This window comes from Cupriavidus necator A5-1 (genome assembly GCF_000744095.1).
Classification (GTDB): Bacteria; Pseudomonadota; Gammaproteobacteria; order Burkholderiales; family Burkholderiaceae; genus Cupriavidus; species Cupriavidus necator_A.
In genome coordinates this window covers 1,111,875-1,134,951 of record NZ_JQLI01000001.1, presented here as the reverse complement: position 1 = coordinate 1,134,951, position 23,077 = coordinate 1,111,875, and the positions used below count along the sequence as shown (strand labels likewise).

Sequence of the window (23,077 nt, the reverse complement as noted above, 5' to 3'; positions counted from 1 at the left end):
TACGATGCCATCTTTTCTTCCTCTTACTCCACGAGAGGCCTTTCAACTGGCGCGCGATAGCGTCGACTCCTGGCTGGAAGACTACGCCCCAAGCATGGGCGCCGCGCTGGCGTTCTACACGGTTTTTTCTATTGCGCCATTGCTACTGATCGTCATCACCGTGGCGGGCGTCGTGTTTGGACCCGAAGCCGCGCGGGGAGAGGTTGTGGGGCAGTTGCGAGGACTGCTCGGAGAGGAGGGCGCTCGGACTATCGAGGCGATGCTGTTGGCTGTTAGCAGGCCCGCCGCTAGCACCCTGACTGCCGCACTCGGTGTGCTTGTCATGTTGGTAGGAGCAACCACAGTCTTGGCGGAATTGCAGGATGCGCTCGATCGCATTTGGCGTGTTCCTGAGCGCCGCAGGGCCTCCGGTATCGTTGCGTTGGTCCGGGGACGATTGCTCTCGTTCGGCATGATACTCGCCATCGGATTTCTGCTTGTTGTTTCCCTACTTCTTAGTGCTGGGATTTCCGCAATGGGCCGGCTATGGGCACCATTCTTCGGAAAAGGCGAACTGATCGGACATCTTCTGGACGCCATCTTGAGTTGGGTACTTATTACTGTGGTATTCGCAATGATTTACAAGATCATGCCGCGGGCGAAGGTTCGCTGGCCGGATGTTTGGCTCGGCGCCGTCGTCACCGCTCTTCTATTCACCCTGGGAAAGCTCCTCATTGGCCTGTACATCGGCAAGACGGGTGTCGCCAATAGTTACGGCGCTGCAGGCTCGCTTGTAGTTCTTCTTCTATGGGTATATTACTCCGCGCAGATTTTCTTACTCGGTGCGGAATTTACTTGGCACTATGCACAGCGGTTCGGCTCGGGCAGGAAGCCAAATCAAGAGGCGGTCGAAGAATCAAATGTAGGCTGCGGTCTCTAATTAGCCCGGGCAGGAGAGCGCGGTTGACAGGCGCGTGCGGCAAAACCGTTTTGGACATCGAGTACGAGGTCGTGCGACCCATCTGTAACAGGCTTGGCACATGACTTGCTCGGTGGAAAAGAGACAGCGACCGCCTGAGGTGGCAGATGAATGTACTGATCGCCGACTTTCCTTCAGAATGTGGAAACACGCGCGGGCGAGCTTGTGCGCCAATGCCTTACGCGCGACGATCGGTTCGTTCCGGCCTTTTTGCGCTCGTAGAAACGCTTGGCTTCGTCGCAAAAACGCATGGCAAAGTTGGCCGCCAAGACGAAGGCCCACGACAGATATTTGTTGCCGTTCTTGGTGTTGCCTTCGCCTTTCTTCTTGCCGTTGCTCAGGTGCTGGCTGTCGACGCAGCGCGCGTAGGAGGCGAAGTTGCCCGCGCTGGCGAAGCGCTCGATCGGTCCGGTCTCGAGCAGGATGACGCTTGCCAGAATTTGGCCGATGCCGGGCACGGTTGTCAGCAAGGCATAATCAGCGCGCGGCTTGACTTTTTCCTGCAGGCGCTTTTCCAGCAGTTCAATCTGCGCGGAGAGCGTTGCGATGACTGCTACATTGGCATGGATCGCCAGGCCGACGTCGGCGGGAAGTCCCATCTGGTCAATGGCTTCGGCTTTCAGCCGTGAGACTTGAGCGCTGGAGAGCCGGGTACCGTAGTGACGGGCCGTGATGTTCTCAACGGCCAGTATGTGGCTGGTGCGGCTGCGCACGGCAGACGCTTTTCCGCCACGACATGGTCGGCTTCGTCGATCACGGTGATCACGCTGTTGTTTGAATGCAGGTCAATGCCGCTATAGTTCATGTGGGCCTCCTTCTGGTTAAAGCGGTTGGCAAACACTTTAACCCCGTCGCCCACCCGGGCGGCGGTGGGGAGGCCCGCTAGATGATTTTCACTTTTATTTTGGTATATTATTTGGTATACGGCTCCGGCTGAGTCAGTGATGTATCATCTGATCAACCGTCGCCTGTCCAAGCGACAGCAGATGCGGTGGTCTATCAACGGTGCGCACTACCTTCTCCAGGCGCGAGTCGAACTGCTAGATGGCAAGCTGGAGGCGCGATTTATCGACAAGTACCCACACTTTCGATGAGCTCCAACCGAGCACGTAGACCCCACTACCCACTCCAGGCGCGAGCCGAGCTACTAGATGGCAAGCTGGAGGAGCGATTTATCGTGAGCCGCCAAAGGAACCCTTGCCGAGGGAAGCTGCCGAGCTCTTCGAGCAATTCGGGCTTCCCTCGGAGTTACAGCCCCAAGGTTCTTAATGCTCCCGAAGCAGAATGGCTGCTGATCCGCACCCTTGCCGACGGGCTGGAATGCTCCATGGCGGGGACGCGCGGGCGGCGCAACGCTTGCTTTGGTGCCTGCGTGCCAGTGAGTTGGCCCGGTACGGAACCGTACCGATTTCTCACTCGATTGCGAGCACCGTTTCCACAATTGCCCTGCGATCTCTTGCCGGCTGCCAGAGGCAGCGGGCGAGATTGCTAGGCAAATACGTCTCAAGGCACTTGCCTTTGGCCCGCGTGCACATCGCCATGAATGAGTGCGGCTGTTCGACATACGATCAAAAGACATACGAATTGAGACAAAAAAACCGGCTACGGATAGGGCCTCTTATCCGGCGAACAGGAGACAAGGCGTGGAAGAAGATCTCGTTCAACGGATAGAGTCCAATTCCAACTACCGGCGGCTGGTTTCAGCCCGCTCCACCTACGGATGGGTGCTGACCGCAATGATGATGGTCGTGTACTACGGCTACATCCTTCTGGTTGCCTTCGGGAAGACCTTGCTCTCCACCAGGATCGGCGATGGCGTGATGACCTGGGGGATTCCGATCGGACTCTTTGTGATCGTATTTACGGTGGTCGTCACCGGCATTTACGTCCGGCGCGCCAACGGCGAATTCGACAACCTGACGGCTCAGATTCGCAAGGAGGTGCTGTAATGTCGGCTCGGAACCGTATCCTATGCGCATTGATGCTACTGGCCCTTGGTGGCGCAGCCTGGGGAGCCGGTGGCGATCTTGGCCAAATGCAAAAGCAGCCAACCAACTGGACAGCGATATCCATGTTCGCTGTATTTGTGGTGTTCACCTTGTTCATCACCAAATGGGCTGCCGCCAAGACAAAGTCCGCGGCGGATTTCTACACCGCCGGCGGCGGCATCACCGGATTCCAGAACGGGCTGGCAATTGCAGGCGACTACATGTCCGCGGCATCCTTTCTTGGGATATCGGCCGCGGTTTACCTGAACGGCTATGACGGCCTGATCTATTCGATCGGCTTCCTGGTGGGCTGGCCTGTTATCACCTTCCTGATGGCCGAGCGCCTGCGCAACCTCGGTCGCTTTACCTTTGCCGACGTGGCGGCCTATCGCTTCGCGCAGACCCCGATCCGCGTGTTCGCGGCCTCCGGCACCCTGGTGGTGGTGGCGTTCTACCTGATCGCCCAGATGGTCGGTGCCGGCCAGTTGATCAAGCTGCTGTTCGGCCTGGAGTACTGGCTTGCGGTGGTGATCGTCGGCACCCTGATGATGGTGTACGTGCTGTTCGGGGGCATGACGGCGACTACCTGGGTCCAGATCATCAAGGCCGGCCTGCTGCTTGCGGGTGCGAGCTTCATGGCATTCATGGTGCTGGCGCAGTTCCATTTCAATCCCGAAGCGCTCTTCGCCAAAGCGGTTGAGATCCACGCCAAGAAGGACGCTATCATGGGCCCGGGCACCTTCATCAAGGACCCCATCTCTGCCATTTCATTCGGCATGGCGCTGATGTTCGGCACTGCGGGCCTGCCTCACATCCTGATGCGGTTCTTCACCGTACCGAGCGCCAAGGAAGCACGCAAGTCGGTGTTCTGGGCGACAACCTGGATCGGCTACTTCTACCTGCTCACCTTCATCATCGGCTTTGGCGCCATTGTCCTGGTCAGCACCAACCCGGTGTACAAGGACGCGCTTGGCGGCTTGCTGGGCGGCAACAACATGGCGGCTATCCACCTTGCGAACGCCGTCGGCGGCAATGTCTTCCTCGGCTTTATTTCCGCGGTGGCCTTCGCCACGATTCTTGCCGTAGTCGCGGGGCTGACGTTGTCCGGCGCTTCGGCGGTGTCGCATGACCTCTACGCGACCGTGTTCAAGAAGGGCAAGGCCGCCAGCGACAAGGAACTGCGCGTATCGCGCGTGACGACCATCGCGCTGGGCGTCGTGGCCGTGATTCTGGGGATCGCATTCGAGAAGCAGAATATTGCCTTCATGGTGTCGCTGGCTTTTGCGGTGGCGGCATCGGCGACCTTCCCCGTGTTGTTCATGGCTGTGCTGTGGAAAGACTGCACGACACGCGGCGCGACCATCGGCGGCTTTCTCGGCCTGATTACCGCCGTCGGCCTGACCATTGTCTCCAAGTCGGTCTGGGTCGATGTGTTCGGCTACACGGATGCCATCTTTCCCTACACATCGCCGGCCCTGTTTTCCATGATCGTGGCCTTTGTCGGCATCTGGCTGTTCTCGACACTGGACCACAGCGAGCGTGCCCGCATCGACCGGGCGGGATACCCGGCGCAGAAGGTCCGCTCTGAAACCGGCATCGGCGCATCGGAGGCTTCCGGCCACTGAGGTCGCTGAAGCTGCTGAAGCCACTGGAGGCATTGACGTTACTGAGGAACGTTTCATGTCGCGCCGTTCCCTTCTCGGGCACCGCCTGATCGCGCTGTTTGCCCTGGGCTGGTTGTTGTTCAACTACCCATTGCTGGCGCTGTTCAACGATTCGCGCACGTGGTTCGGCATCCCGCGCTTGTACTGCTACTTGTTTGCCGCCTGGGCGTTGCTCATCACCCTGCTGGCGTTCACGGCGGAACAGAGGGCGCCGCGCGGAAGACCCTCGCAGTCCGACCCGTCGGCACCCGTGCCGGAGGACTGAAATGCTGGATGGCTGGGTCATTGCGCTGGCGTCGTTCGCGTATCTCGGCATGTTGTTTGCGATTGCGTTCTACGGCGACAGGCGCGCTGATGCCGGTGCCAGCATGATAAACAACCCGTACCTGTATGGGTTGTCGTTGGCCGTCTACGCGACCTCATGGACCTACTATGGCAGCGTCGGCCGGGCTGCGGTCAGCGGCATCGGCTTCCTGCCCATCTACCTCGGCCCCACGCTGATGGCGGCACTCTGGTGGACCCTGCTGCGCAAGATAATCCGCATCAGCAAGAACAACCGCATCACCTCGATTGCCGACTTCCTTGCCTCCCGCTACGGCAAGAGCGCGCTGCTCGGCGGCCTTGTCACGCTGGTGTCGGTGATTGGCATCGTGCCCTATATCGCGCTGCAGCTGAAGGCGGTCTCGGCAAGTGTCGCGGTACTGGCGCATTCCCCCGGCCTCGGCATGCGGGGCGACGAAGCCGGGCCGGTCTGGTCGGACATGACGCTCTACCTCGCGCTGATGCTGGCGGTGTTCACCATCCTGTTTGGCACCCGTCACGTCGATGCGGCAGAGCGCCATGAAGGCATGGTTGCCGCGATCGCCTTCGAATCGCTGGTCAAGCTGGTGGCGTTCCTTGCGGTGGGGGTCTTTGTCACCTTTGGCATCTACGACGGATTCGGGGACCTGTTCGGGCGTGCCGAAGGGGTGCCTGCCCTGAAAGCGCTCCTGACGTTGAATGGCGATGCGGCGGGTGCCGGTAACGTAACCTTTGGCGCATGGGCCGTGCTGATCGTGCTGTCGATGTTCTCGATGCTGCTCCTGCCGCGCCAGTTCCAGATCGCAGTCGTCGAGAACATCGACGAAAACCACCTGAAGACGGCCACCTGGCTATTGCCTTTGTATCTCCTGGCCATCAATGTCTTTGTCTTGCCCATCGCCTTCGCGGGGATCCTGCACTTCCCAGGGGGCGAAGTCGATCCGGATATGTACGTGCTAGCCCTGCCTATCGGGGAGCAGTCCCCGGCGCTCACGCTCCTGGTGTTTATCGGCGGGCTGTCGGCGGCCACTGGCATGGTCATCGTCGAGACCATCGCACTTAGCACCATGGTCTGCAATGACCTGGTGATGCCGTTGCTACTGCACCTTAAGCCGCTGCGGTTTAGCCATCGCGCCGATATCAATGCGCTGCTGCTGACCATCAGGCGCGCGGCAATCGTGCTGTTGATGATGCTCGGCTACGCCTACTTCCGCCTGGCCGGCGAAGCCTACGCGTTGGTTTCGATCGGCTTGATTTCGTTCGCGGCCGTGGCCCAGTTCGCGCCCGCGATGCTGGGCGCGATCTACTGGAAGAACGGTACACGGCAAGGCGCGCTTGTCGGGCTGGGTGCCGGCTTCCTGCTCTGGGCCTACACGCTCCTGCTGCCATCGTTTGCGCAGTCCGGCTGGGTGCCGGCCAGCTTTGTCGAACACGGGCCGTTTGGCATAGGCTGGCTGAGGCCGCGACAGCTGTTTGGCCTGGACGGCCTGGATCCGGTCTCGCATGCGCTGTTCTGGAGCATGCTGGCGAACGTCGGTGGCTATGTCGGCGTGTCGCTCACGACCACGCAAAGCGCGGCGGAGCGGGTGCAGGCCGTCCTGTTCGTCGATGCCTACGCGCACAGCGGCAGCGCGCCGGGACCCCATGTATGGCGTGGCAGCGCTTCGGAGGATGCGGTACTCGCGTTGCTGCGGCGTTTCCTTGGCGCCGCGCGTGCCGATGAGGCCTATGCGCGATTTCTTGAGCAAGGCAGGGCGGACGGGCGGTCGACCGACGCCGACTTGGTGCATTTCGCGGAGATCCAGCTGGCCGGCGCAATTGGCGCCGCATCGGCGCGGGCAGTGATCGCTTCTGCGGTGAATGAGGCACCGCTCGGCCTGGACGAAGCCATGGCGATCCTGGATGAGACCGCGCAAGCGGTCGCCTACAGCCGGCAACTGGAACAGAAATCGCGTGAGCTCGAGACCGTGTCGGCTGGACTCAAGGCAGCCAACGTGCGGCTCACCGAACTCGACCACATGAAGGACGACTTTATCTCGACCGTGACCCACGAGCTGCGCACGCCACTGACGTCAATCCGTGCCTTCTCCGAAATCCTGCGCGACCATCCCGATCTTGCCGCTGACAAACGCAGCGAATACCTCGACCTTGTAATCAAGGAAAGCGAGCGCCTCACACGCCTCATCAACAACGTGCTCGACCTGGCCAAGATCGAATCCGGTAGCACCGAATGGCACACCGTACCGCTAGACTTGAAGCAGGTGATCCAGGACGCGGTGGACGCTACTCGGCACCTGTTCCTGGAGCAACGCATTCAGCTTGCGTTGCAGTTGCCCCCGCAGGTCCCGCTGCTGCTGGCCGACCCCGACCGGCTGATGCAGGTGATGCTGAACCTACTGTCGAATGCGGTGAAGTTCTGCGACCGGGCGCACGGCCGCGTCGCGGTGAGTCTGGAGGTGGTGGGCAACGATTTGCGTGTTGCGGTGCGAGACAACGGGGGCGGCGTGCGTCCGCAGGACCGGGAGCTTATCTTCGACAAGTTCCGCCAGGGCGGCGACAGGCTGGCGGGCAAGCCCCAGGGCACCGGGCTGGGATTGCCGATCAGCCGGGAAATCATCCGTCATTTCGGCGGTAGGCTGTGGCTGGAAGCGACGCCGGAAAACGGCGCGGTGTTCGTATTCACGCTGCCGCTGCCGAAGGCACCGGAGACAACGTCATGACCCACAAAGTCCTCATCGTCGATGACGAACCGAACATCGTGATCCCGCTGGAATTCCTGATGCAGCAGAGCGGCTACGAAGTAGGCATTGCGCGCGATGGGCAGGCAGCCTTGGCGCAGATGACCGCGTTTCAGCCCGATCTGGTCCTGCTCGACATCATGCTCCCGTTGCTTAGCGGCTTCGAGGTCTGCCAGAAGATCCGGGAAAACAAGGCTTGGGATCGGGTCAAGGTGGTCATGCTGTCGGCGAAGGGACGAGACCTGGAGGTGGCCAAGGGCCTCGCGCTGGGCGCCGATGCCTATATCACCAAGCCGTTTTCCACCAGGGCGCTGGTCGAGCAGGTGAGCGCCTTGCTCGCGAGCGGCCAGAGAGCACGCGAATGATTAAAAAATGGATCGCGCAACACCGCTTTGGCGTTACGTTGGCGCTGCTGTTCCTGGCGCAACTGCTTGTCGTCGGCGCGATGCTCCTGCCGCTTGCGGTCGATCTGCCGGCGGCGCAGCGCGCATGGTTGACCGCGCTGGTGTTGCAGCGCGGTGCGCTGTGGATCGCGCTGGCGGCACTGCTGCTGCTGGCCTTGGGCGTCGGCCTGAAGGCGTTGTTCAACGCTTACCCGACGCCGGTCGCGCGCCTGGCCGAAGACGCCGCGCTGCTTGCGGCCAACCCTGGCCACCGCATCGAGCCACAGGGCGCGCGCGGCGTGCGCAGCCTCGGAGATGCGCTCAACCTGCTGGCAGCTTCCCACCAGACGCTGCACGACGGCGTGCAGCAGAAAATCGAACTGGCGAACCGCGCGCTGGCCGAAGAAAAGAACCGGCTCGCCGCGCTCATGGCGGAGCTTTCGCTGAGCGTGCTGGTCTGCAATATCGAAGGGCAAATACTGCTCTACAACGACAGCGCCAGGCAGTTGCTTGACGCCGGGCGGGGCGGCGCGCCTGCGGCCGGCACGGCGGCAATCGGGCTGGGCCGCTCCGTGTTCGGCGCGATCGAACGCGGGCTCATCCTGCATGCGCTGGAGCAGATCCAGCAGCAGCTTCGGGAGAGCGAGGGCGGCGCGGCGAGACCGGTATCCGGATTTGTCGCCACGCTCGCGCAGGGCCAGATCGTGCGCGCGCAGATGGCGCCGGTGTTCGACAGCGCACGCGCCCTCAATGGCTTCGTGCTGACGTTGGAAGACATCACCCGCAACGTCGAGGCCGACAGCCGCCGCGACGCGTTGCTGCAGTCGCTCACGCAAGATGCGCGCGCCACGCTGGCGAGTATCCGTACGGCGGTGGAAGCCATCCAGACGTACCCGGAAATGAGCGCTGAGAAGCGGACCCAGCTCACCGGCATCATCGACGACGAATCGCAACGCCTGGTGTACCAGATCGATTGTGCCGTGGATCAGCGCGGCGCCGGGATGGACAGCCGTCAGGAACTCGAAGAGATGCGCGGCGCCGATCTGCTCGCGCTGCTGGTGCGACGAATCAGCAGCCCCTCGCTCAGCGTCAGCGCAAGCGATACGGTCGACGCCACTTTGTGGCTCAAGGTGGACAGCTACGCCTTGACCCAGGCGCTGGCCTATTTTGCGCAGCGGCTCGCCAACGAAGCCAGCGTCACCGAGTTGCGCTTCGGACTGCATCGTGACGGCCGGCTGGCCTGTCTCGACCTCACCTGGCGCGGCACGCCGCCGACCGCCGACACGCTGCGGGTGTGGGAGAGCGCGCCGTTGCCGATCAACGTCGCCGGTGCGGCGCTCTCGCTGAGCGCCCTGATCGCGCGTCAAGGCGGCGAGGCCGTGTGTTCCGCCGGGGCTGCGCCAGGTGTCGCTCGCTACCGCCTGATGCTGCCGCTGTCCGAGCCCGGGCCGGCGCTGGACATCCCGGCCGCACAGGAAGGCCGCCCGGATTTCTACGATTTCGACTTGTTCCACAGGCCGGGACAGAGCGCCGAGGCCGACCAGTGCCTGCTCTCGCAACTCAATTTCACGGTGTTCGATACCGAGACCACCGGGCTGGATCCCGCAGCCGGCGATGAGATCATCTCCATCGGTGCCTTGCGCATCGTCAATGGCCGGCTGCTGCAGCGGGAAAGCTTCGACCAGCTGATCCAGCCGCGTGGCGCGCTGAGCGCCGGGTCGATCGCGATTCACGGCATCACGCAAGCCATGCTCAATGGCCAGCCACCGATCGAAACGGTACTGCCGCAGTTCCACCGTTTCGCCGCTGACACCGTGCTTGTCGCGCACAATGCCGCGTTCGACATGAAGTTCCTGCAAATGCTGGAGGCAAGAACCGGCACGGCCTTCACCCAGCCGGTCCTCGATACGCTGCTGCTATCGCAAGTGATCCACCCCCATCAGGCTGAGCACACGCTGGAGGCGATCGCCGGCCGTTTCGGGGTGGCGATCATCGGCCGCCATACCGCGCTGGGCGACGCAATCGTCACCGGCGAGGTTTTTCTCAAGATGACCCCCTTGCTCGCGGAAAAAGGCATCTTCACGCTGAAGGAGGCACGCGATGCCGCGCAACGGACCCACTATGCGCGGATCCGGTACTGAGGAATCGACCATGAGCGATCCGCCAACGATTCATCCCGATGCCGCCTTCAACCCGACCGCCGTGGGGGGCGGTGCGTTCTCGCGCGATATCGCGGGAGCCAGGCTGCGCATCGCCGGCGCGCAGGACGAAAGGGACCTGCAGCGGGCAGCCGCGGAGATTCGATCGCTCTGGCAGCGCGTGGCGGGCCAGGCGGCAAGCGAGCCGACTACCCGGCTCATCTCGACGCTCAACGATGCATTGACGCAGCGCGTGATCGATCTCGCCTGTGCCGGGGAGGAGATGGCGGGCATGCGCTGGTGCTGGATCGCCCTCGGCAGCGAAGGCCGCCAGGAACAGACACTGTCGAGCGACCAGGACAACGGGATAATCGTAGCGGGCAGCGGCGGCGCAGAGGCAATGCGCGACCGGATGCTGCCGCTGGCGCTGCGCATCAACGAAACGCTCGATGCTTGCGGGTTCCCGCTGTGCACCGGCCAGATTATGGCGAGCAATCCGCAATGGTGCCTGGACCTGCATGAATGGCGGGAGCGCTTCGCGAGCTGGATCATCGAAGGTGATCCGCCGGGGTTGCTTAACGCCACCATCTTCTTCGACTTGCGGCCGCTTTACGGCGCCGGGGAGCTGGCGCAGGCATTGAGGGGTTGGCTCGGGAAGATGGCGCCGGACAACCCGCGCTTCCTGTTCCAGATGACCGCGAATGCACTGCGGCGCAAAGCACCGCTTGGTTTACTGCGGGACTTCGTGGTCGCGAAGCGCGGTGAGTTCGCCGGAACGATCGATCTGAAGCTGGACGCCGCCACGCTGTTCGTCGATGCGGCCCGCATCTACGGCCTGGCTTGCGGCGCCCGCGCAAGCAATACGGCGCATCGCCTCAGGCGGGCCAGCGAGATGGGACGCCTGGCGCCGAAGGATGTGCAAGCGTGGATCCTCGCTTTCGATTGCATCCAGAGGTTGCGCCTGAAGACACAGCAGCGCTGCTTCGAACGCGGCATGCCCATGCACAACCATGTGGACCCGGACGAACTGGAGGCGGGCGAGCGGCGCGCATTGCTCGACGCCTTGCGCCAAGCCCGTGTATTGCAGAAGCACCTGGCACTGGATTACCTGGACTCTCGCCAGGGCATCTGATCGCGCCGGTGCCGCGCACCGGGTACGGCGGCGTACCGACTTCAAAGGCGATTGCGTGCACAGTTTGGCAAAGGCCTTGAGCCGCTTGTTTCAGGGAGGAAGGCAGAGGATGGCGCGGCGGCATGGCCCCATGCTCAATATGCACGCAGGAGTAAGCAATGAAATCCATTGAATCGGTTCTCCACGAACACCGCCTGTTCCCGCCGCCCGCAGAGCTTGCGGCAGATGCGGCCATCTCTGGCATGGACGCGTACAAGACCCTCGTCGCCGAGGCTGAAGCCGACTACAACGGCTTCTGGGGGCGTCTCGCACGCGAGACGCTGACATGGAAGGCGCCTTTCTCCAAAGTCCTGGACGAGTCGAACGCGCCGTTCTACACGTGGTTCGAAGATGGAGAGCTAAACGCCTCGTACAACTGTCTTGATCGCCATGTCGAGGCCGGCAATGGCGACCGGGTTGCTATCCTCTTTGAAGCCGACGATGGCACCGTGGCCACCGTGACCTACCAGGATCTCCTGCAACGCGTGTGCCGCTTCGCGAACGCGCTCAGGAGACGTGGCGTGAAGAAGGGTGACCGTGTCGTGATCTACCTGCCAATGTCGGTGGAGGGCGTGGTCGCCATGCAGGCATGCGCGCGAATCGGCGCGACGCATTCGATCGTGTTCGGCGGCTTCTCCGCGAAATCGCTGCACGAACGGCTGGTGGGTGTGGGTGCCGTTGCGCTGGTCACTGCGGACAAACAGATGCGCGGCGGCAAAGCCCTGCCGCTGAAGAGTATCGCGGACGAAGCCCTCGCGCTGGGCGGCTGCGAGGCGGTGAAGAGCGTGATCGTGTACCAGCGCACGGGCGGCAAGATACAGTGGAACGCGGATCGCGATCTGTGGATGCATGAACTGGCGCAAGCCGAGGCCAGCACCTGTGAACCGGAATGGGTTGGTGCCGAGCATCCGCTCTTTATCCTGTACACCTCTGGTTCGACCGGCAGGCCGAAAGGCGTGCAGCACAGCACCGGCGGCTTTTTGCTGTGGGCCGCGCAGACCATGAAATGGACCTTCGATTGGAAGCCGTCGGATGTATTCTGGTGTACCGCTGACATTGGCTGGATCACCGGCCACAGCTATATCGCCTATGGCCCGCTCGCGGTCGGCGGCACCCAGGTGCTGTTCGAAGGCGTGCCGACTTACCCGAACGCGGGCCGCTTCTGGGACATGATCGCGAAGCACCAGGTCACGGTCTTCTATACCGCGCCAACCGCCATCCGTTCGCTCATCAAGGCAGCCGCTGTTGACGAAAAGGTGAGTCCGTCGAACTATGACCTGTCGTCGCTGCGCATCCTTGGCTCCGTCGGCGAGCCGATCAATCCGGAAGGGTGGATGTGGTACTACACCAACATCGGCGGCGCACGCTGCCCGATCCTCGATACCTGGTGGCAGACCGAGACGGGCGGGCACATGATCTCGCCGCTGCCCGGCGCGACGCCGCTTGTGCCGGGCTCGTGCACCCTGCCGTTGCCGGGGATCATGGCGGCGGTGGTCGATGAAACCGGGCAGGACGTGCCTGCCGGACAGGGCGGGATCCTGGTGATCAAGCGCCCGTGGCCCGCGATGCTGCGCACCATCTGGGGCGACCCCGAGCGCTATCAGTCGAGCTACTTCCCGGAAGAGCTTGGCGGCAAGTTGTACCTTGCCGGCGATGGCGCCGTCCGTGACCCTGTGACGGGCTATTTCACGATCATGGGGCGTATCGACGATGTGCTCAATGTGTCCGGCCACCGGCTTGGCACCATGGAGATCGAGTCGGCGCTGGCTGCGAATGCGCTGGTGGCCGAGGCTGCCGTGGTCGGCCGGCCGGACGAGATCACCGGCGAAACCGTCATTGCGTTCGTCGTGCTGAAGGGCGCGCGCCCCGAGGGCGAGGAAGCGGTGAAGATCGCAAACGCGTTGCGGGCGTGGGTGAGCAAGGAGATCGGACCGATTGCGAAACCGAAGGACATTCGATTTGGCGACAACTTGCCGAAGACGCGTTCTGGCAAGATCATGCGCCGGCTGCTGCGTTCGCTAGCGAATGGCGAGGCGATCACGCAGGATGTGTCGACGCTTGAGAATCCAGCGATCCTCGAGCAGCTCCGCTGAGCCGAAGCGGCCCCTAACGGCGGGACTCGCGCGTGTGCGGACATGGACGTGAAATTCCGCGGGACGGTACGCTTGCGGACAGCATTCCTACCCGGAACAGGCTATAGAACAGATGTAGGCGCGCACGTGCCGCAACAGAGCAGAGTCGGAACGGGATTTTTCGGAAGATGTGCGTTGCGTCCAGCCAGGTTCGACGCACGGATTGTGAGGGCGGCAAGATCCAAGCAGTTTACGAAGGGGCTGGTGGATATCGTGCTGTTCGCCGCCGTCTCGGGCGACAACAACGCGGTGCACATCGACGAGGAATTCTCCCGGACCTCCCACCCCCACCTAGACTAGGCGCGATGGCGTTGGCGATTATCGTCGCTGCCTGCCTGCGAACCCGCAACGATTCCTTTCAACAGGAGACAATGATGACCACCCAAACCAACCCCTTCGCCAACGTGACCAAGATGATGCTGGACTTCAAGGTCCCGGGGCTTGATATGTCGCCGATCATCGAGTCGCAGCGCAAGGACATGGAGGCGCTAGCCGAGAGCAACAAGGTTACCTATGAGGCGATGCAAGCCATGGCACAGAAGCAATCCGAGATCCTGACCCGGACCATGCAGGGAATCCAGGACTTTGCCCAGGCCCAGGCCGGTGGCGCTGGCTTGATCGACCCTGGCAAGCAGGCGGAGATGATTCGCGTGGCCTACCAGACGGCGCTGACCGATATGAAGGATCTCGCGGAGATGGCACGCAAGTCGCAGGTCGATGCGCTGGCCACCATCACGCAGCGGGCCACGGAGCATATGGAGGAGATTAAGAAGTTGCTGCATCCCAAGTAGGGCATGGACGCGCTGGCCGACGGCCGCCACGGCACCCGGGATGATGGAGAAATCGATGGCATCGCCCTTTGGCACTGGGCTGGCCGGACACATCGATCCGCATCCTTGACCGGGACCTCGGCCAGTCAGGCGCCCAGATGACGGGCCGCGAGGACTTCAAGACGCTGGTGGCGGATGTCTCGATGGGGCAAGTGGGCGCTGTGTTTGCGCTGGAGGTCTCGCGCCTGGCGCGCTCGAACCTGGACTGGCTGCGGAGATGCTGTCGGCGAACAAGGGAGCCCGAGCGATCGGACTCCCCATTAAGTCGGCGTTAGAGCGTAGCAAGCCACTCGATGACGGAGGTGTCACAGCGCCACGAGCGTGGTGGCGTGACGGAGCTTGCAAGTGCCCCTGCTCGAGCAATGGCCTGACGTTTCATTTCCAGGTCGGCGCTCGCATAGCGGTTGGTCGTGTTGACGCTAACGTGACCGAGCCAGTGACTTATGTCTACCAAGGCTACGCCGGATTTGAGCAATAGCATCGCCGTACTATGTCGGGCGCTGTGCGGGTGAAGTCGTTTGTTGGCCAGGGACGGGCATTTGACCGCTGACGACTGAATGCACTTCGACAAGATGTAACCGAGACCGAACCGGGTGAGCCGCTGTCCTCGCTGGTTGCGGAAGAGCGGCGTATCCGACCGCATGTCCAGTCGCGCTTCCTCGGCAAACTGCTTCAATACCTGCGCCGTTTGTGGCCAGAGCGGGCAGATTCTCCTCTTTATTTGCATGGGCGAAACTATGACGATCTCGCGATTATGCGCAGTTCCAAGCCACGAACACCCATTCGCCGTGCTGCGATTGGCCATGCAGTGAGTTCGTGGCGTGGACTCTGCGCATAATTACAGGCTTTCAAGGAACTGCATCAGGCGGTCGGGCGGTCGATACCGCGGGATTTTACTGTGAGGTGGCTGCAAGGTATTGAGCGCGCGCTCCTTCATCGCGAGGTTGGCCTCGACGTACATGTGAGTTGTGGCCGGGCTTTCGTGTCCAAGCCACAGTGCAATGACACTCAGGTCAACTCCTGCTTGCAGTAGATGAGTGCCGGTCGAGTGCTGTTGAGGATCATTAATTCCGCTAGCGGTGACCGCTATATCCGCTAGCGATCACATGGCTGTAAACATTTGATCTATATGGCGAAACGGTCGTTCAGTGGCGTTTTTTGCCGTTGTGAAAGAGCAACGCCACTTTCCATCCATGTCCAAGGGTTCCGCTAATGCGGCGCGGCGGATCATTAATTCAGCTAACGCGGGCTACGCCGAGCCGGTGTCGGCGAAATTCTGTTGCTGGCCGGGCAGGGCGGACGGGAAGGGTGATAGTTCGGTAGAGCCGTGCGTATGACCGCGCGAAAGATCGAAAGAAATGGGGGCATTCTGGCGATCCGCGTTTACGCCACGATCTTCGCGCTGGGGAGATCACCATTGAAAGCACTCGCGAGCATCGGTAGGAGAAGAGCGTTTTTCCTTAATCTATCCTGGCTGGCACCCACATTGGCGTAATTAGCGGTCGCCATTAGCCAAAATAGCGATCTGCAACAGCAGGGACCAACGCGGAGGGGGCGGTATTTCCGCAGACGTTCGTGCCGGGCGCCAGCGCGAAGGGAACCGCCTTTGTCGACAACTTCAAGAAGACCTACAAGGTCGAGCGGATTGCAGGCCTCGGCTGGGCAGCGCCGGGATATGACTCGGTCTACCTGCTGGCCGCGGCGATCAAGCAGGCGGGTTCCACCGACGGTGCGAAGATCCGCGAGGCGCTCGAGAACCTCGAGGGCCCGGTCGACGGCGTCATCATGCGCTACACCGGGCCTTTCTCCAAGGACAACCACGAGTTGTTCAAGGATTCCTCGAAGGCGCTGATGGCCACCATTCGCAAGGGTGAAGTGGTCAAGGCCGACCAGGCGAAGTAGCGCGTACATTCCTGCACGAGTCAGGAAGGTCGGGGCGCGACGTCCCTCACGATGTCTCGCACGCTCCCGCGGCGCGGCTGCGTCCCGACCGAAGCCTAAACAGAACGGAGTCCTCCATGGATGTCGTCATGCAAATTCTGTTCAGCGGCTGCGCTGTCGGAATGATCTATGCCGTGATCGCCTTTGGTTACCAGCTGACCTTCGCGACCTCTGGCACGCTTAACTTCGGCCAGGGCGAAGCGCTGGCCATCGGTGCCCTGATGGGCCTCTCCATCGTCGCGCACGTGAACTACTGGCTGATGATTCCGCTGGTGCTGGTGTTCGGCGCCCTATACGGGGTTGGCGTCGAACGCATCGCGGTCAGGCCGGCCATGCGCCTCAAGTCCGAAGGCTGGATCATGTCGACCATCGCGATCGGCATCATCGTCAAGAACGTTGCCGAGAACATCTGGGGCAAGGAAGACGTCCGGTTTCCGGCGCCGGTGTCCGAGGGGGGCAAACCTCCTGCCGATGGAGATCCTGGTGGTAGCGGGGGCGCTTGGGCTCATGGCAGGCATCGAGCTCTTCAACCGCAAGTCGATCTACGGCAAGGCGGTGGTCGCGACCGCCGCGGACCGCGACGCGGCCGGCCTGATGGGCATCAATACCAGCCAGGTCATCACATTCTCCTACGCCTTGTCATGCGCGACCGCCGCCTTCGCGGGCGTGCTGATCGCGCCCCTGACGCTGGCCGGCGCCGGCATGGGCGCATCGCTGGGACTGAAGGCGCTTGCCGTCGCCATCATCGGCGGCCTGACCTCCGGCCTGGGCGCGATCGTAGGGGGGCTGATTCTAGGCATCTCCGAAACGGCGACCGGCTATTACTTCTCCACGGGCTACAAGGATGTCCCTGGCCTTGTACTCCTGCTGCTCGCACTGGCCCTGAAACCGGCGGGCCTGTTCGGCAAGACGATCATCAAGAAGGTATGACCATGAAAAGCAGCAAGGCACTCCTCGCGACGGCACTGCTATCGGGGCTGGCGGCGCTCCCGCTCGTCATCACCAATCCGTACTATATCCATCTGCTGGTCGTGATCGGCATCTATGCCATCCTGCTGTTCGGCCTGGACATCGTGGTCGGCTATACGGGCGAAGTCTCGCTCGGTCACGCGGGTCTCTTTGGCGTGGGCGCGTATGCGGCGGGCCTGATTGCCGTGAAGGCGGGGCTGCCATTCTGGGTGGCATTGCCCGCCGCCATGGCCATCACCGCGTGTCTTGGTGCCGTGCTGGCGCTCCCGGCGTTGCGCGTGACCGGTCCGTATCTCGCCATGGTGACGCTCGCGTTCGGGACGATCATCGCGATTCTCCTTAACGAGATGGACTTCCTCACCAACGGTCCGCAGGGACTCCAGCTGCGCAAGCCGGTGGTGCTCGGTCATCAGGTGACGGCGGTGGACTTCTATTACTTCACGCTGGTGATGGTGGCGCTGTCGCTGGTCGCCGTGACGCGGCTGCTGAAGTCTCATTTCGGTCGGGCGTTCATCGCGCTGCGGGGCAGTCCGGTCGCAGCCGACTGCATGGGAGTCTCCGTCTACAGGTACAAGGTCATTGCCTTTGTCATCAGCGCGGCGCTGGCGGGCCTGGCTGGCGGTCTGTTCGCCTACTCGGAAGAGTACATTGCGCCGAACAACTTCACGATCGAGCTGGCCGTACTCTTCCTGCTGGCAGTGACGCTCGGCGGGCGCAGGTCCCGCACCGGTGCCATCCTGGGCGCGGCGGTGGTGGTGGTGCTGCCCAACCTCCTGTCCGACCCGTTCCTGTTTCGTCTGCTGACCGTCGGCATCGCGGTAGTCGTGGCGGCATATGCGGCATGGGCGCTCAAGTGCAGCCGCGTGACGATGCGGGCGTTGGCGATTCCGCTGGCCGCGGTGGCGGGCTTCGTGGTGTTCGCGTTCACCCTCAATGACATCACGGAGCATCGGCTGACGATCTTCGGGCTGATGATCCTGGCCGTCGTGTTCTACCTGCCAGATGGCATTACCGGCTACCTGAAGGGCACCCTCGGCAAGGTCGGGCAGGCGTGGGCGGATGAACGCGGGGGCATTGCGCGTGGCGTCGCTGCGCCGCTGGCACTCGTCAATCCCGCCCGGCCATTGAAGAGCGACCAGCCGGTGCTGGAGGCAAGCGGCATTGTCATGCGATTCGGCGGCCTGAAGGCGCTCAATACGGTCGATCTTCGCATCGCCCCGAACACCGTGCATGGACTCATCGGACCGAACGGTTCCGGCAAGAGCACGATGATGAACGTCATCACCGGCATCTATGCGCCGACCGACGGTGTCATTACGTATGACGGCAAGCCGATATCGGGCCGGGCGCCCTCCGAGATCGCGCTCGGCGGCATCGCCCGCACATTCCAGAACGTGCAGCTGTTCGGCGAGATGACGAGCGTGGAGAACGTGCTGGTGGGATTGCACCATACGTTCCGGTCGTCGCTGCTTGATGTCGTCCTCCATACGCGACGCTATCGCGAGGAAGAGCGCCAGGCGCGCCAGCGGGCGGCAAGCCTGCTGAACTTTGTCGGCCTCTCGGACGTTGCCGGCGAGGAAGCGCGCAACCTGCCCTATGGCCGGATGCGGCTGCTGGAGATCGGGCGGGCACTGGCGCTGGGGCCAAGCCTGCTGTTGCTCGACGAGCCGGCCGCGGGCCTGCCGCCCGCGGAGTTGCCCGGCCTGGTGGCGATGATCCGCAAGATTCGCGAGCACGGCATCTCGGTCATCCTGATCGAGCATCACATGGACGTGGTCATGAGCATCTGCGACCAGGTCACCGTGCTGGATTTTGGCCAGAAGATCGCCGAAGGAACGGGAGCGGAGGTGCAGTGCAATCCCAAGGTTCTGGAGGCATATCTGGGCGCGGGTGCCGCCAAATCGCATGATACGCAGCCTGCCGCGCAGTCTTTGGATATCAAGCCCGCCGTCGCATAAGGATTCACCATGCTAAAGATCGAAGCATTGCACGCCGGCTATGGCAGCACGGAAGTTCTCCATGGGATCTCATTCGAAGTGCCTCGTGGCAAGGTCGTGAGCCTGATCGGTTCCAACGGCGCCGGCAAAACGACCACCATGAAGGCTGTGTCCGGCATGATCAGGCCGAAGGGCGGCGCCGTACTGCTCAATGGGAAGGACATCACGGGGTGCGAATCCCATCAGATCGCACGCCTGGGACTGGCCCATTCGCCGGAGGGCCGGCGGGTGTTCCCCACGCTCAGCGTCGCCGATAACCTGACGCTGGGAGCCTTTCCCCGGTTCACCGGGAGCCGCCCTCGGGGAGATGTCCTCGCGGATCTGGAACAAGCAATGGAGCTCTTTCCCCGGCTTAAGGAGCGGCGTGCGCAACTGGCGGGCACGCTCTCAGGCGGTGAGCAGCAGATGCTGGCCATGGCCAGAGCCGTGATGCTGCGCCCGGAGGTGATCCTGCTGGACGAGCCGTCGATGGGACTCGCTCCGATCCTGGTGGAGGAGGTTTTCCGGATTATCCGCCGGCTCAAGGACCAGCAGGTCACCATGCTGCTGGTTGAGCAGTTTGCCGCGGCCGCGCTCGAGGTATCTGACTACGCCTACGTGCTGGAAGGCGGCCGCATTGCACTGGAAGGGCCCGCGGCCAAGCTTAAGGGGGATCCCGCCGTGCGTGCCGCCTATCTGGGCGGCGCTCACTGAACCGGCGCTCGCTACAGGGAAGTCACATGGAAGATCACATGAGCAATGCCAAGGGCTATATCTACGCCGAGCTTGAGATCGAGGACGCCGCATACTTCAACGCCGAGTATGCGCCGAGGGTAGAACCCGTGCTGAAGAAGTACGGCGCAAAATTCCTGGTCGCCGGCGGGAATCCCGAAGTGCGCGAGGGGGGCCGGGTCGTCAAGCGCGTCGTGTTCCTGGAATTCGAGAGTGCCGCGCGTGCACGAGAGTTCTATGATTCCAGCGACTACCAGCAGGTGATCGGCTACCGGTTTGAGTCGGCAAAGACGCAACTCTACATCATGCAAGGCACCGAAGATGGCGGCGCGAGCGTACGCTGATCACGAACGGGATGAAACGATGAATATCCAGACCTACGACTATGTCATTATCGGTGCGGGCTCTGCGGGATGCGTGCTGGCGAACCGGCTGTCTCGCAATCCACGTCATCGCGTGCTGCTGCTCGAGGCCGGCGGCGAGGACCGGAACGTCTGGTTGAAAGTGCCGGCAGGCGTACCGCGCGTGGTGAATCATCCCGACCTGACCTGGGGCTACACGTCAGACGAAGAACCCGGGCTGAACCACCGGAAGATCATCTGGCCGCGCGGCAAGACGTTGGGCGGCAGCAGCTCGATCAACGGCCATGTGTATATGCGCGGCACGGCCGCGGACTACGATGCCTGGCGGGAACTGGGCAACCCGGGCTGGGGGTGGAGCGACGTACTGCCATACTTCCGGCGCAGCGAATGCCACTTCCTCGGTGCCAGTGAGCTGCACGGCGCCGAGGGCGAACTGCACGTCTCGCCCTTGCACGAGCCGCATCCGGCTTCGCAGGCGTTTGTCGAAGCGGCGACGAGGATCGGCATTCCTCGCAACGAGGATTTCAATGGCGTGACGCAGGAAGGCGTGGGGTATCTGCAATTCGCTATTCACAAGGGGATGAGGGACTCGACGTCGACCGCGTTTCTCCACCCGATCCGCCATCGTCCGAACCTCGTGGTGCACACCCGCGCGCTGGCCGAAAAAATCCTGCTCGATGGCAAGCGTGCCGCGGGCGTGCGCTATGTCGTAGATGGTCAGCCTCACGAAGCGCACGCCAGGGAGGTCATCCTCTCCGGCGGTGCCATCAACTCGCCGCAACTGCTGATGCTCTCGGGCATCGGCCCGGCGGAACAGCTGAGGTCGTTCGGTATCGAGGTGAAGCATGCCCTGCGCGGCGTAGGCAGGAACCTTCAGGACCATATCTACGCGCACTGCCTGGCGAGCGTAGACCCGTCGTTCTCCATCAACGGGCTGATCTCGAGCAACTGGCGGATGTTGCCGGATGTGCTCCGCTACCTGGTTTCAAGGCGCGGCCTGCTGACTTCCGCTGCGGCGCAGGTCGGCTTGTTCCTGCGCTCGGGCCCGCATACTCCCGTGCCCGATCTCCAGGTGCAGATGCGTCCGTTCAGCATGATCAGCAAGTCGGGCATGTACAAGGCGGACAGTGCGCCGGCGCTGACGGCCTCGTGCACGCTGCTGCGCCCTTACTCCATCGGCTCGGTATCGTTGCGCTCGCCATTCCCGGGTGATGCTCCGCGCATGGTCGCCAACTACCTGACGGATGAGCGCGACATGCAGCCGCTGATCGAAGGCATCCGCGTCATTCGCCGGATCTTCGACGCCTCGCCGTTCCGCGAACATTTCAAGGGCGAGTTGCTTCCCGGGACGAACTACCAGACCGATGCGGAGCTGACCCGATACCTCCGGGCCAATGCACAGTCGATGTATCACCCGGTTGGGACGTGCAAGATGGGTATCGACGACGATGCGGTGGTGGATCCGCAGTTGCGTGTGAAGGGCATCGAGGGTCTTCGCGTGGTCGACGCCTCCGTCATGCCAAGGATCCCGTCGGGCAACACCAATGCACCGACCATCATGATCGCCGAGAAGGCCGCCGACATGATCCTCGGTGTCGCGGCCCCGTCGGACGACAGGGCAGGGCGCTACACCGTCACTTCAGACGTGTCGATTGCAGCCGGATGACATGGAGGAATCGAGACATATCATGACATCTACAACGCATCCAAAACACGCGCTCTTTGCCGGCGAGAAGGCCTTCCCCGTGCTGGCTGCCTGCGAGCACTATGCCGGCAGCGAGAAGCTGATCGGCAAGGCCATGGACCTGCAGCTCGAATATGGCCCGGTATTTGACGTAACCTGTGACTGCGAGGACGGGGCCGCTGCCGGCCAGGAGCGTGAGCACGCTGCCATGGTGGCGCGCACGATCGCTTCGGACCGCAATCAGTTCGGCCGTGTCGGCACGCGCATCCATGACCCGTCGCACCCGGCCTGGCGCCAGGACGTCGACATCATCGTCGGCGAGGCTGGCAGCCGGCTGGCCTATATCACGATACCCAAGGCTACGAGTCCCCGGCAAGTTGCCGAGGTGATCGAGTACATCGGTGGCGCGGCGCGGGAGGCCGGCCTGGCACGGCCGGTGCCTGTACACGTACTGATCGAGACCCACGGTGCCCTGCGCAATGTATTCGAGATTGCTGAGCTTCCTGGTATAGAGGTGCTGGACTTCGGTCTGATGGACTTCGTCAGCGGCCACCACGGCGCCATCCCGGCGGCCGCCATGCGCAGCCCGGGCCAGTTCGAGCATGCCTTGCTGGCGCGTGCCAAGGCGGATACGGTGGCCGCGGCCCTGGCCAACGGCATCGTGCCTGCCCACAATGTGTGCCTGAACCTCAAGGACGCCGAGGTGATCGCGGGCGATGCCCGCCGCGCGCGCAACGAGTTTGGGTTTATGCGCATGTGGAGCATTCACCCTGCTCAGATTCTGCCAATCGTCAATGCCATGCAGCCAGATTTCGCGGAGGTGGAGGATGCCGCGAATATCCTGGTGTCTGCACAGGACGCGGACTGGGGCCCCATCCAGTACAAGGGCGAATTGCATGACCGCGCCACCTACCGCTACTTCTGGGAGGTGCTCCAGAAGGCTAGGGTGACCGGCATGGGGCTTCCGGACGAGGCGAGGAAGCGTTTCTTCGGACCCTGACGCACGACAGATGGTGGCACGTGGATGGGGGTTTTCAAGACGCGGTATTGCCGGGCGGGCAGCGCCCTGACGCGGCCTGGTGCGATCGGTGTCTTTGCGCCCGCCCGGTGG

19 protein-coding genes and 3 pseudogenes are annotated in these 23,077 nt (G+C 62.5%); 19 read left to right on the top strand and 3 right to left on the bottom strand.

The window, feature by feature from the left end; genetic code table 11:
* Positions 1–4: 4 nt before the first annotated feature.
* Positions 5–919 carry a YihY/virulence factor BrkB family protein gene (locus K307_RS05010; RefSeq protein WP_051974664.1) on the top strand — a complete coding sequence of 305 codons (915 nt, stop codon included), beginning with the start codon at positions 5–7 and terminating at the stop codon, positions 917–919.
* Between the two features lie 173 nt (positions 920–1,092).
* Here K307_RS05010 and K307_RS05005 read toward each other — a convergent pair whose 3' ends face one another.
* The gene (locus K307_RS05005) at positions 1,093–1,671 is read right to left on the bottom strand and encodes a transposase (RefSeq protein ID WP_230625490.1); all 579 of its coding nucleotides are present in this window, start codon (positions 1,669–1,671) and stop codon (positions 1,093–1,095) included.
* A gap of 210 nt (positions 1,672–1,881) precedes the next feature.
* Between K307_RS05005 and K307_RS49150 the strand changes: the two are divergent.
* The 11 genes and pseudogenes from K307_RS49150 to K307_RS49145 all read left to right on the top strand — a co-directional run.
* Positions 1,882–2,052: pseudogene (locus tag K307_RS49150) on the top strand (ISKra4 family transposase); the annotation flags it as partial.
* A 549-nt stretch (positions 2,053–2,601) separates the two neighbouring features.
* Positions 2,602–2,907, top strand: a complete 306-nt coding sequence (locus K307_RS05000; protein ID WP_013958920.1) for a DUF485 domain-containing protein — start codon at positions 2,602–2,604, stop codon at positions 2,905–2,907.
* Positions 2,907–4,571: a cation acetate symporter gene (locus tag K307_RS04995; protein ID WP_042876718.1), complete on the top strand. Its 1,665-nt coding sequence runs from the start codon at positions 2,907–2,909 to the stop codon at positions 4,569–4,571. Before K307_RS05000 ends, K307_RS04995 begins: the two co-directional genes overlap by 1 nt.
* 55 nt (positions 4,572–4,626) lie before the next feature.
* Positions 4,627–4,875 (top strand): hypothetical protein, encoded by a 249-nt coding sequence (locus K307_RS04990; RefSeq protein ID WP_051974663.1) that lies wholly within the window; start codon positions 4,627–4,629, stop codon positions 4,873–4,875.
* 1 nt (position 4,876) lies between these two features.
* Positions 4,877–7,630: a sensor histidine kinase gene (locus K307_RS04985; RefSeq protein ID WP_042876715.1), complete on the top strand. Its 2,754-nt coding sequence runs from the start codon at positions 4,877–4,879 to the stop codon at positions 7,628–7,630.
* A complete protein-coding gene (locus K307_RS04980) occupies positions 7,627–8,013 on the top strand; it encodes a response regulator transcription factor (RefSeq protein ID WP_042876714.1) in 387 nt (128 codons plus the stop codon). The genes K307_RS04985 and K307_RS04980 overlap by 4 nt, the downstream gene beginning before the upstream one ends.
* Positions 8,010–10,172, top strand: coding sequence for an exonuclease domain-containing protein (locus tag K307_RS04975; protein WP_063771660.1), 2,163 nt, complete (start codon positions 8,010–8,012; stop codon positions 10,170–10,172). The genes K307_RS04980 and K307_RS04975 overlap by 4 nt, the downstream gene beginning before the upstream one ends.
* Before the next feature lie 10 nt (positions 10,173–10,182).
* Positions 10,183–11,301 (top strand): DUF294 nucleotidyltransferase-like domain-containing protein, encoded by a 1,119-nt coding sequence (locus tag K307_RS04970; RefSeq protein ID WP_051974661.1) that lies wholly within the window; start codon positions 10,183–10,185, stop codon positions 11,299–11,301.
* Positions 11,302–11,459: 158 nt separating this feature from the next.
* A complete protein-coding gene (gene acs, locus K307_RS04965; RefSeq protein ID WP_042876712.1) occupies positions 11,460–13,433 on the top strand; it encodes an acetate--CoA ligase in 1,974 nt (657 codons plus the stop codon).
* Positions 13,434–13,843: 410 nt separating this feature from the next.
* Complete coding sequence (locus tag K307_RS04960) at positions 13,844–14,263, top strand: phasin family protein (protein WP_230625488.1); 420 nt, start codon at positions 13,844–13,846, stop codon at positions 14,261–14,263.
* Between the two features lie 68 nt (positions 14,264–14,331).
* Positions 14,332–14,577 carry a recombinase family protein gene (locus tag K307_RS49145; RefSeq protein ID WP_042876708.1) on the top strand — a complete coding sequence of 82 codons (246 nt, stop codon included), beginning with the start codon at positions 14,332–14,334 and terminating at the stop codon, positions 14,575–14,577.
* On the opposite strand, the gene K307_RS04950 is transcribed toward K307_RS49145, so the two are convergent.
* Positions 14,574–15,107 (bottom strand): tyrosine-type recombinase/integrase, encoded by a 534-nt coding sequence (locus K307_RS04950; RefSeq protein WP_080744890.1) that lies wholly within the window; start codon positions 15,105–15,107, stop codon positions 14,574–14,576. The genes K307_RS49145 and K307_RS04950 overlap by 4 nt on opposite strands.
* 33 nt (positions 15,108–15,140) lie before the next feature.
* Entirely contained in the window at positions 15,141–15,371 is a 231-nt protein-coding gene (locus tag K307_RS04945; RefSeq protein ID WP_042876706.1) for a tyrosine-type recombinase/integrase, read from the bottom strand.
* 470 nt (positions 15,372–15,841) lie between these two features.
* On the opposite strand from K307_RS04945, the pseudogene K307_RS04940 reads away from it, so the two are divergent.
* From K307_RS04940 to K307_RS04910, 7 genes and pseudogenes are all read left to right on the top strand, one after another.
* Positions 15,842–16,204 (top strand): annotated as a pseudogene (locus K307_RS04940) (ABC transporter substrate-binding protein); the annotation flags it as partial.
* Between the two features lie 116 nt (positions 16,205–16,320).
* A pseudogene (locus tag K307_RS04935) lies at positions 16,321–17,173 on the top strand (branched-chain amino acid ABC transporter permease).
* Positions 17,170–19,170, top strand: coding sequence for a branched-chain amino acid ABC transporter ATP-binding protein/permease (locus K307_RS04930; protein ID WP_042876702.1), 2,001 nt, complete (start codon positions 17,170–17,172; stop codon positions 19,168–19,170). The pseudogene K307_RS04935 and the gene K307_RS04930 overlap by 4 nt, the downstream one beginning before the upstream one ends.
* A gap of 9 nt (positions 19,171–19,179) precedes the next feature.
* Entirely contained in the window at positions 19,180–19,902 is a 723-nt protein-coding gene (locus tag K307_RS04925) for an ABC transporter ATP-binding protein (protein WP_042876699.1), read from the top strand.
* A gap of 38 nt (positions 19,903–19,940) precedes the next feature.
* Positions 19,941–20,264: a DUF1330 domain-containing protein gene (locus K307_RS04920; RefSeq protein WP_042876697.1), complete on the top strand. Its 324-nt coding sequence runs from the start codon at positions 19,941–19,943 to the stop codon at positions 20,262–20,264.
* A gap of 19 nt (positions 20,265–20,283) precedes the next feature.
* Positions 20,284–21,948, top strand: a complete 1,665-nt coding sequence (locus K307_RS04915) for a GMC family oxidoreductase (RefSeq protein ID WP_063771659.1) — start codon at positions 20,284–20,286, stop codon at positions 21,946–21,948.
* Between the two features lie 22 nt (positions 21,949–21,970).
* A complete protein-coding gene (locus K307_RS04910; RefSeq protein WP_042881345.1) occupies positions 21,971–22,966 on the top strand; it encodes an HpcH/HpaI aldolase/citrate lyase family protein in 996 nt (331 codons plus the stop codon).
* Positions 22,967–23,077: the final 111 nt, after the last annotated feature.

Excerpts from the sequence above, each read along its gene's own strand:
- K307_RS05010 (WP_051974664.1), top strand. The coding sequence starts at position 5 with ATGCCATCTTTTCTTCCTCTTACTCCACGAGAGGCCTTTCAACTGGCG.
- K307_RS04995 (WP_042876718.1), top strand. The coding sequence starts at position 2,907 with ATGTCGGCTCGGAACCGTATCCTATGCGCATTGATGCTACTGGCCCTT.
- K307_RS04990 (WP_051974663.1), top strand. The coding sequence starts at position 4,627 with ATGTCGCGCCGTTCCCTTCTCGGGCACCGCCTGATCGCGCTGTTTGCC.
- K307_RS04985 (WP_042876715.1), top strand. The coding sequence starts at position 4,877 with ATGCTGGATGGCTGGGTCATTGCGCTGGCGTCGTTCGCGTATCTCGGC.
- K307_RS04980 (WP_042876714.1), top strand. The coding sequence starts at position 7,627 with ATGACCCACAAAGTCCTCATCGTCGATGACGAACCGAACATCGTGATC.
- K307_RS04975 (WP_063771660.1), top strand. The coding sequence starts at position 8,010 with ATGATTAAAAAATGGATCGCGCAACACCGCTTTGGCGTTACGTTGGCG.
- K307_RS04970 (WP_051974661.1), top strand. The coding sequence starts at position 10,183 with ATGAGCGATCCGCCAACGATTCATCCCGATGCCGCCTTCAACCCGACC.
- acs (WP_042876712.1), top strand. The coding sequence starts at position 11,460 with ATGAAATCCATTGAATCGGTTCTCCACGAACACCGCCTGTTCCCGCCG.
- K307_RS04960 (WP_230625488.1), top strand. The coding sequence starts at position 13,844 with ATGATGACCACCCAAACCAACCCCTTCGCCAACGTGACCAAGATGATG.
- K307_RS04950 (WP_080744890.1), bottom strand. The coding sequence starts at position 15,107 with ATGGCCAATCGCAGCACGGCGAATGGGTGTTCGTGGCTTGGAACTGCG.
- K307_RS04930 (WP_042876702.1), top strand. The coding sequence starts at position 17,170 with ATGACCATGAAAAGCAGCAAGGCACTCCTCGCGACGGCACTGCTATCG.
- K307_RS04925 (WP_042876699.1), top strand. The coding sequence starts at position 19,180 with ATGCTAAAGATCGAAGCATTGCACGCCGGCTATGGCAGCACGGAAGTT.
- K307_RS04920 (WP_042876697.1), top strand. The coding sequence starts at position 19,941 with ATGAGCAATGCCAAGGGCTATATCTACGCCGAGCTTGAGATCGAGGAC.
- K307_RS04915 (WP_063771659.1), top strand. The coding sequence starts at position 20,284 with ATGAATATCCAGACCTACGACTATGTCATTATCGGTGCGGGCTCTGCG.
- K307_RS04910 (WP_042881345.1), top strand. The coding sequence starts at position 21,971 with ATGACATCTACAACGCATCCAAAACACGCGCTCTTTGCCGGCGAGAAG.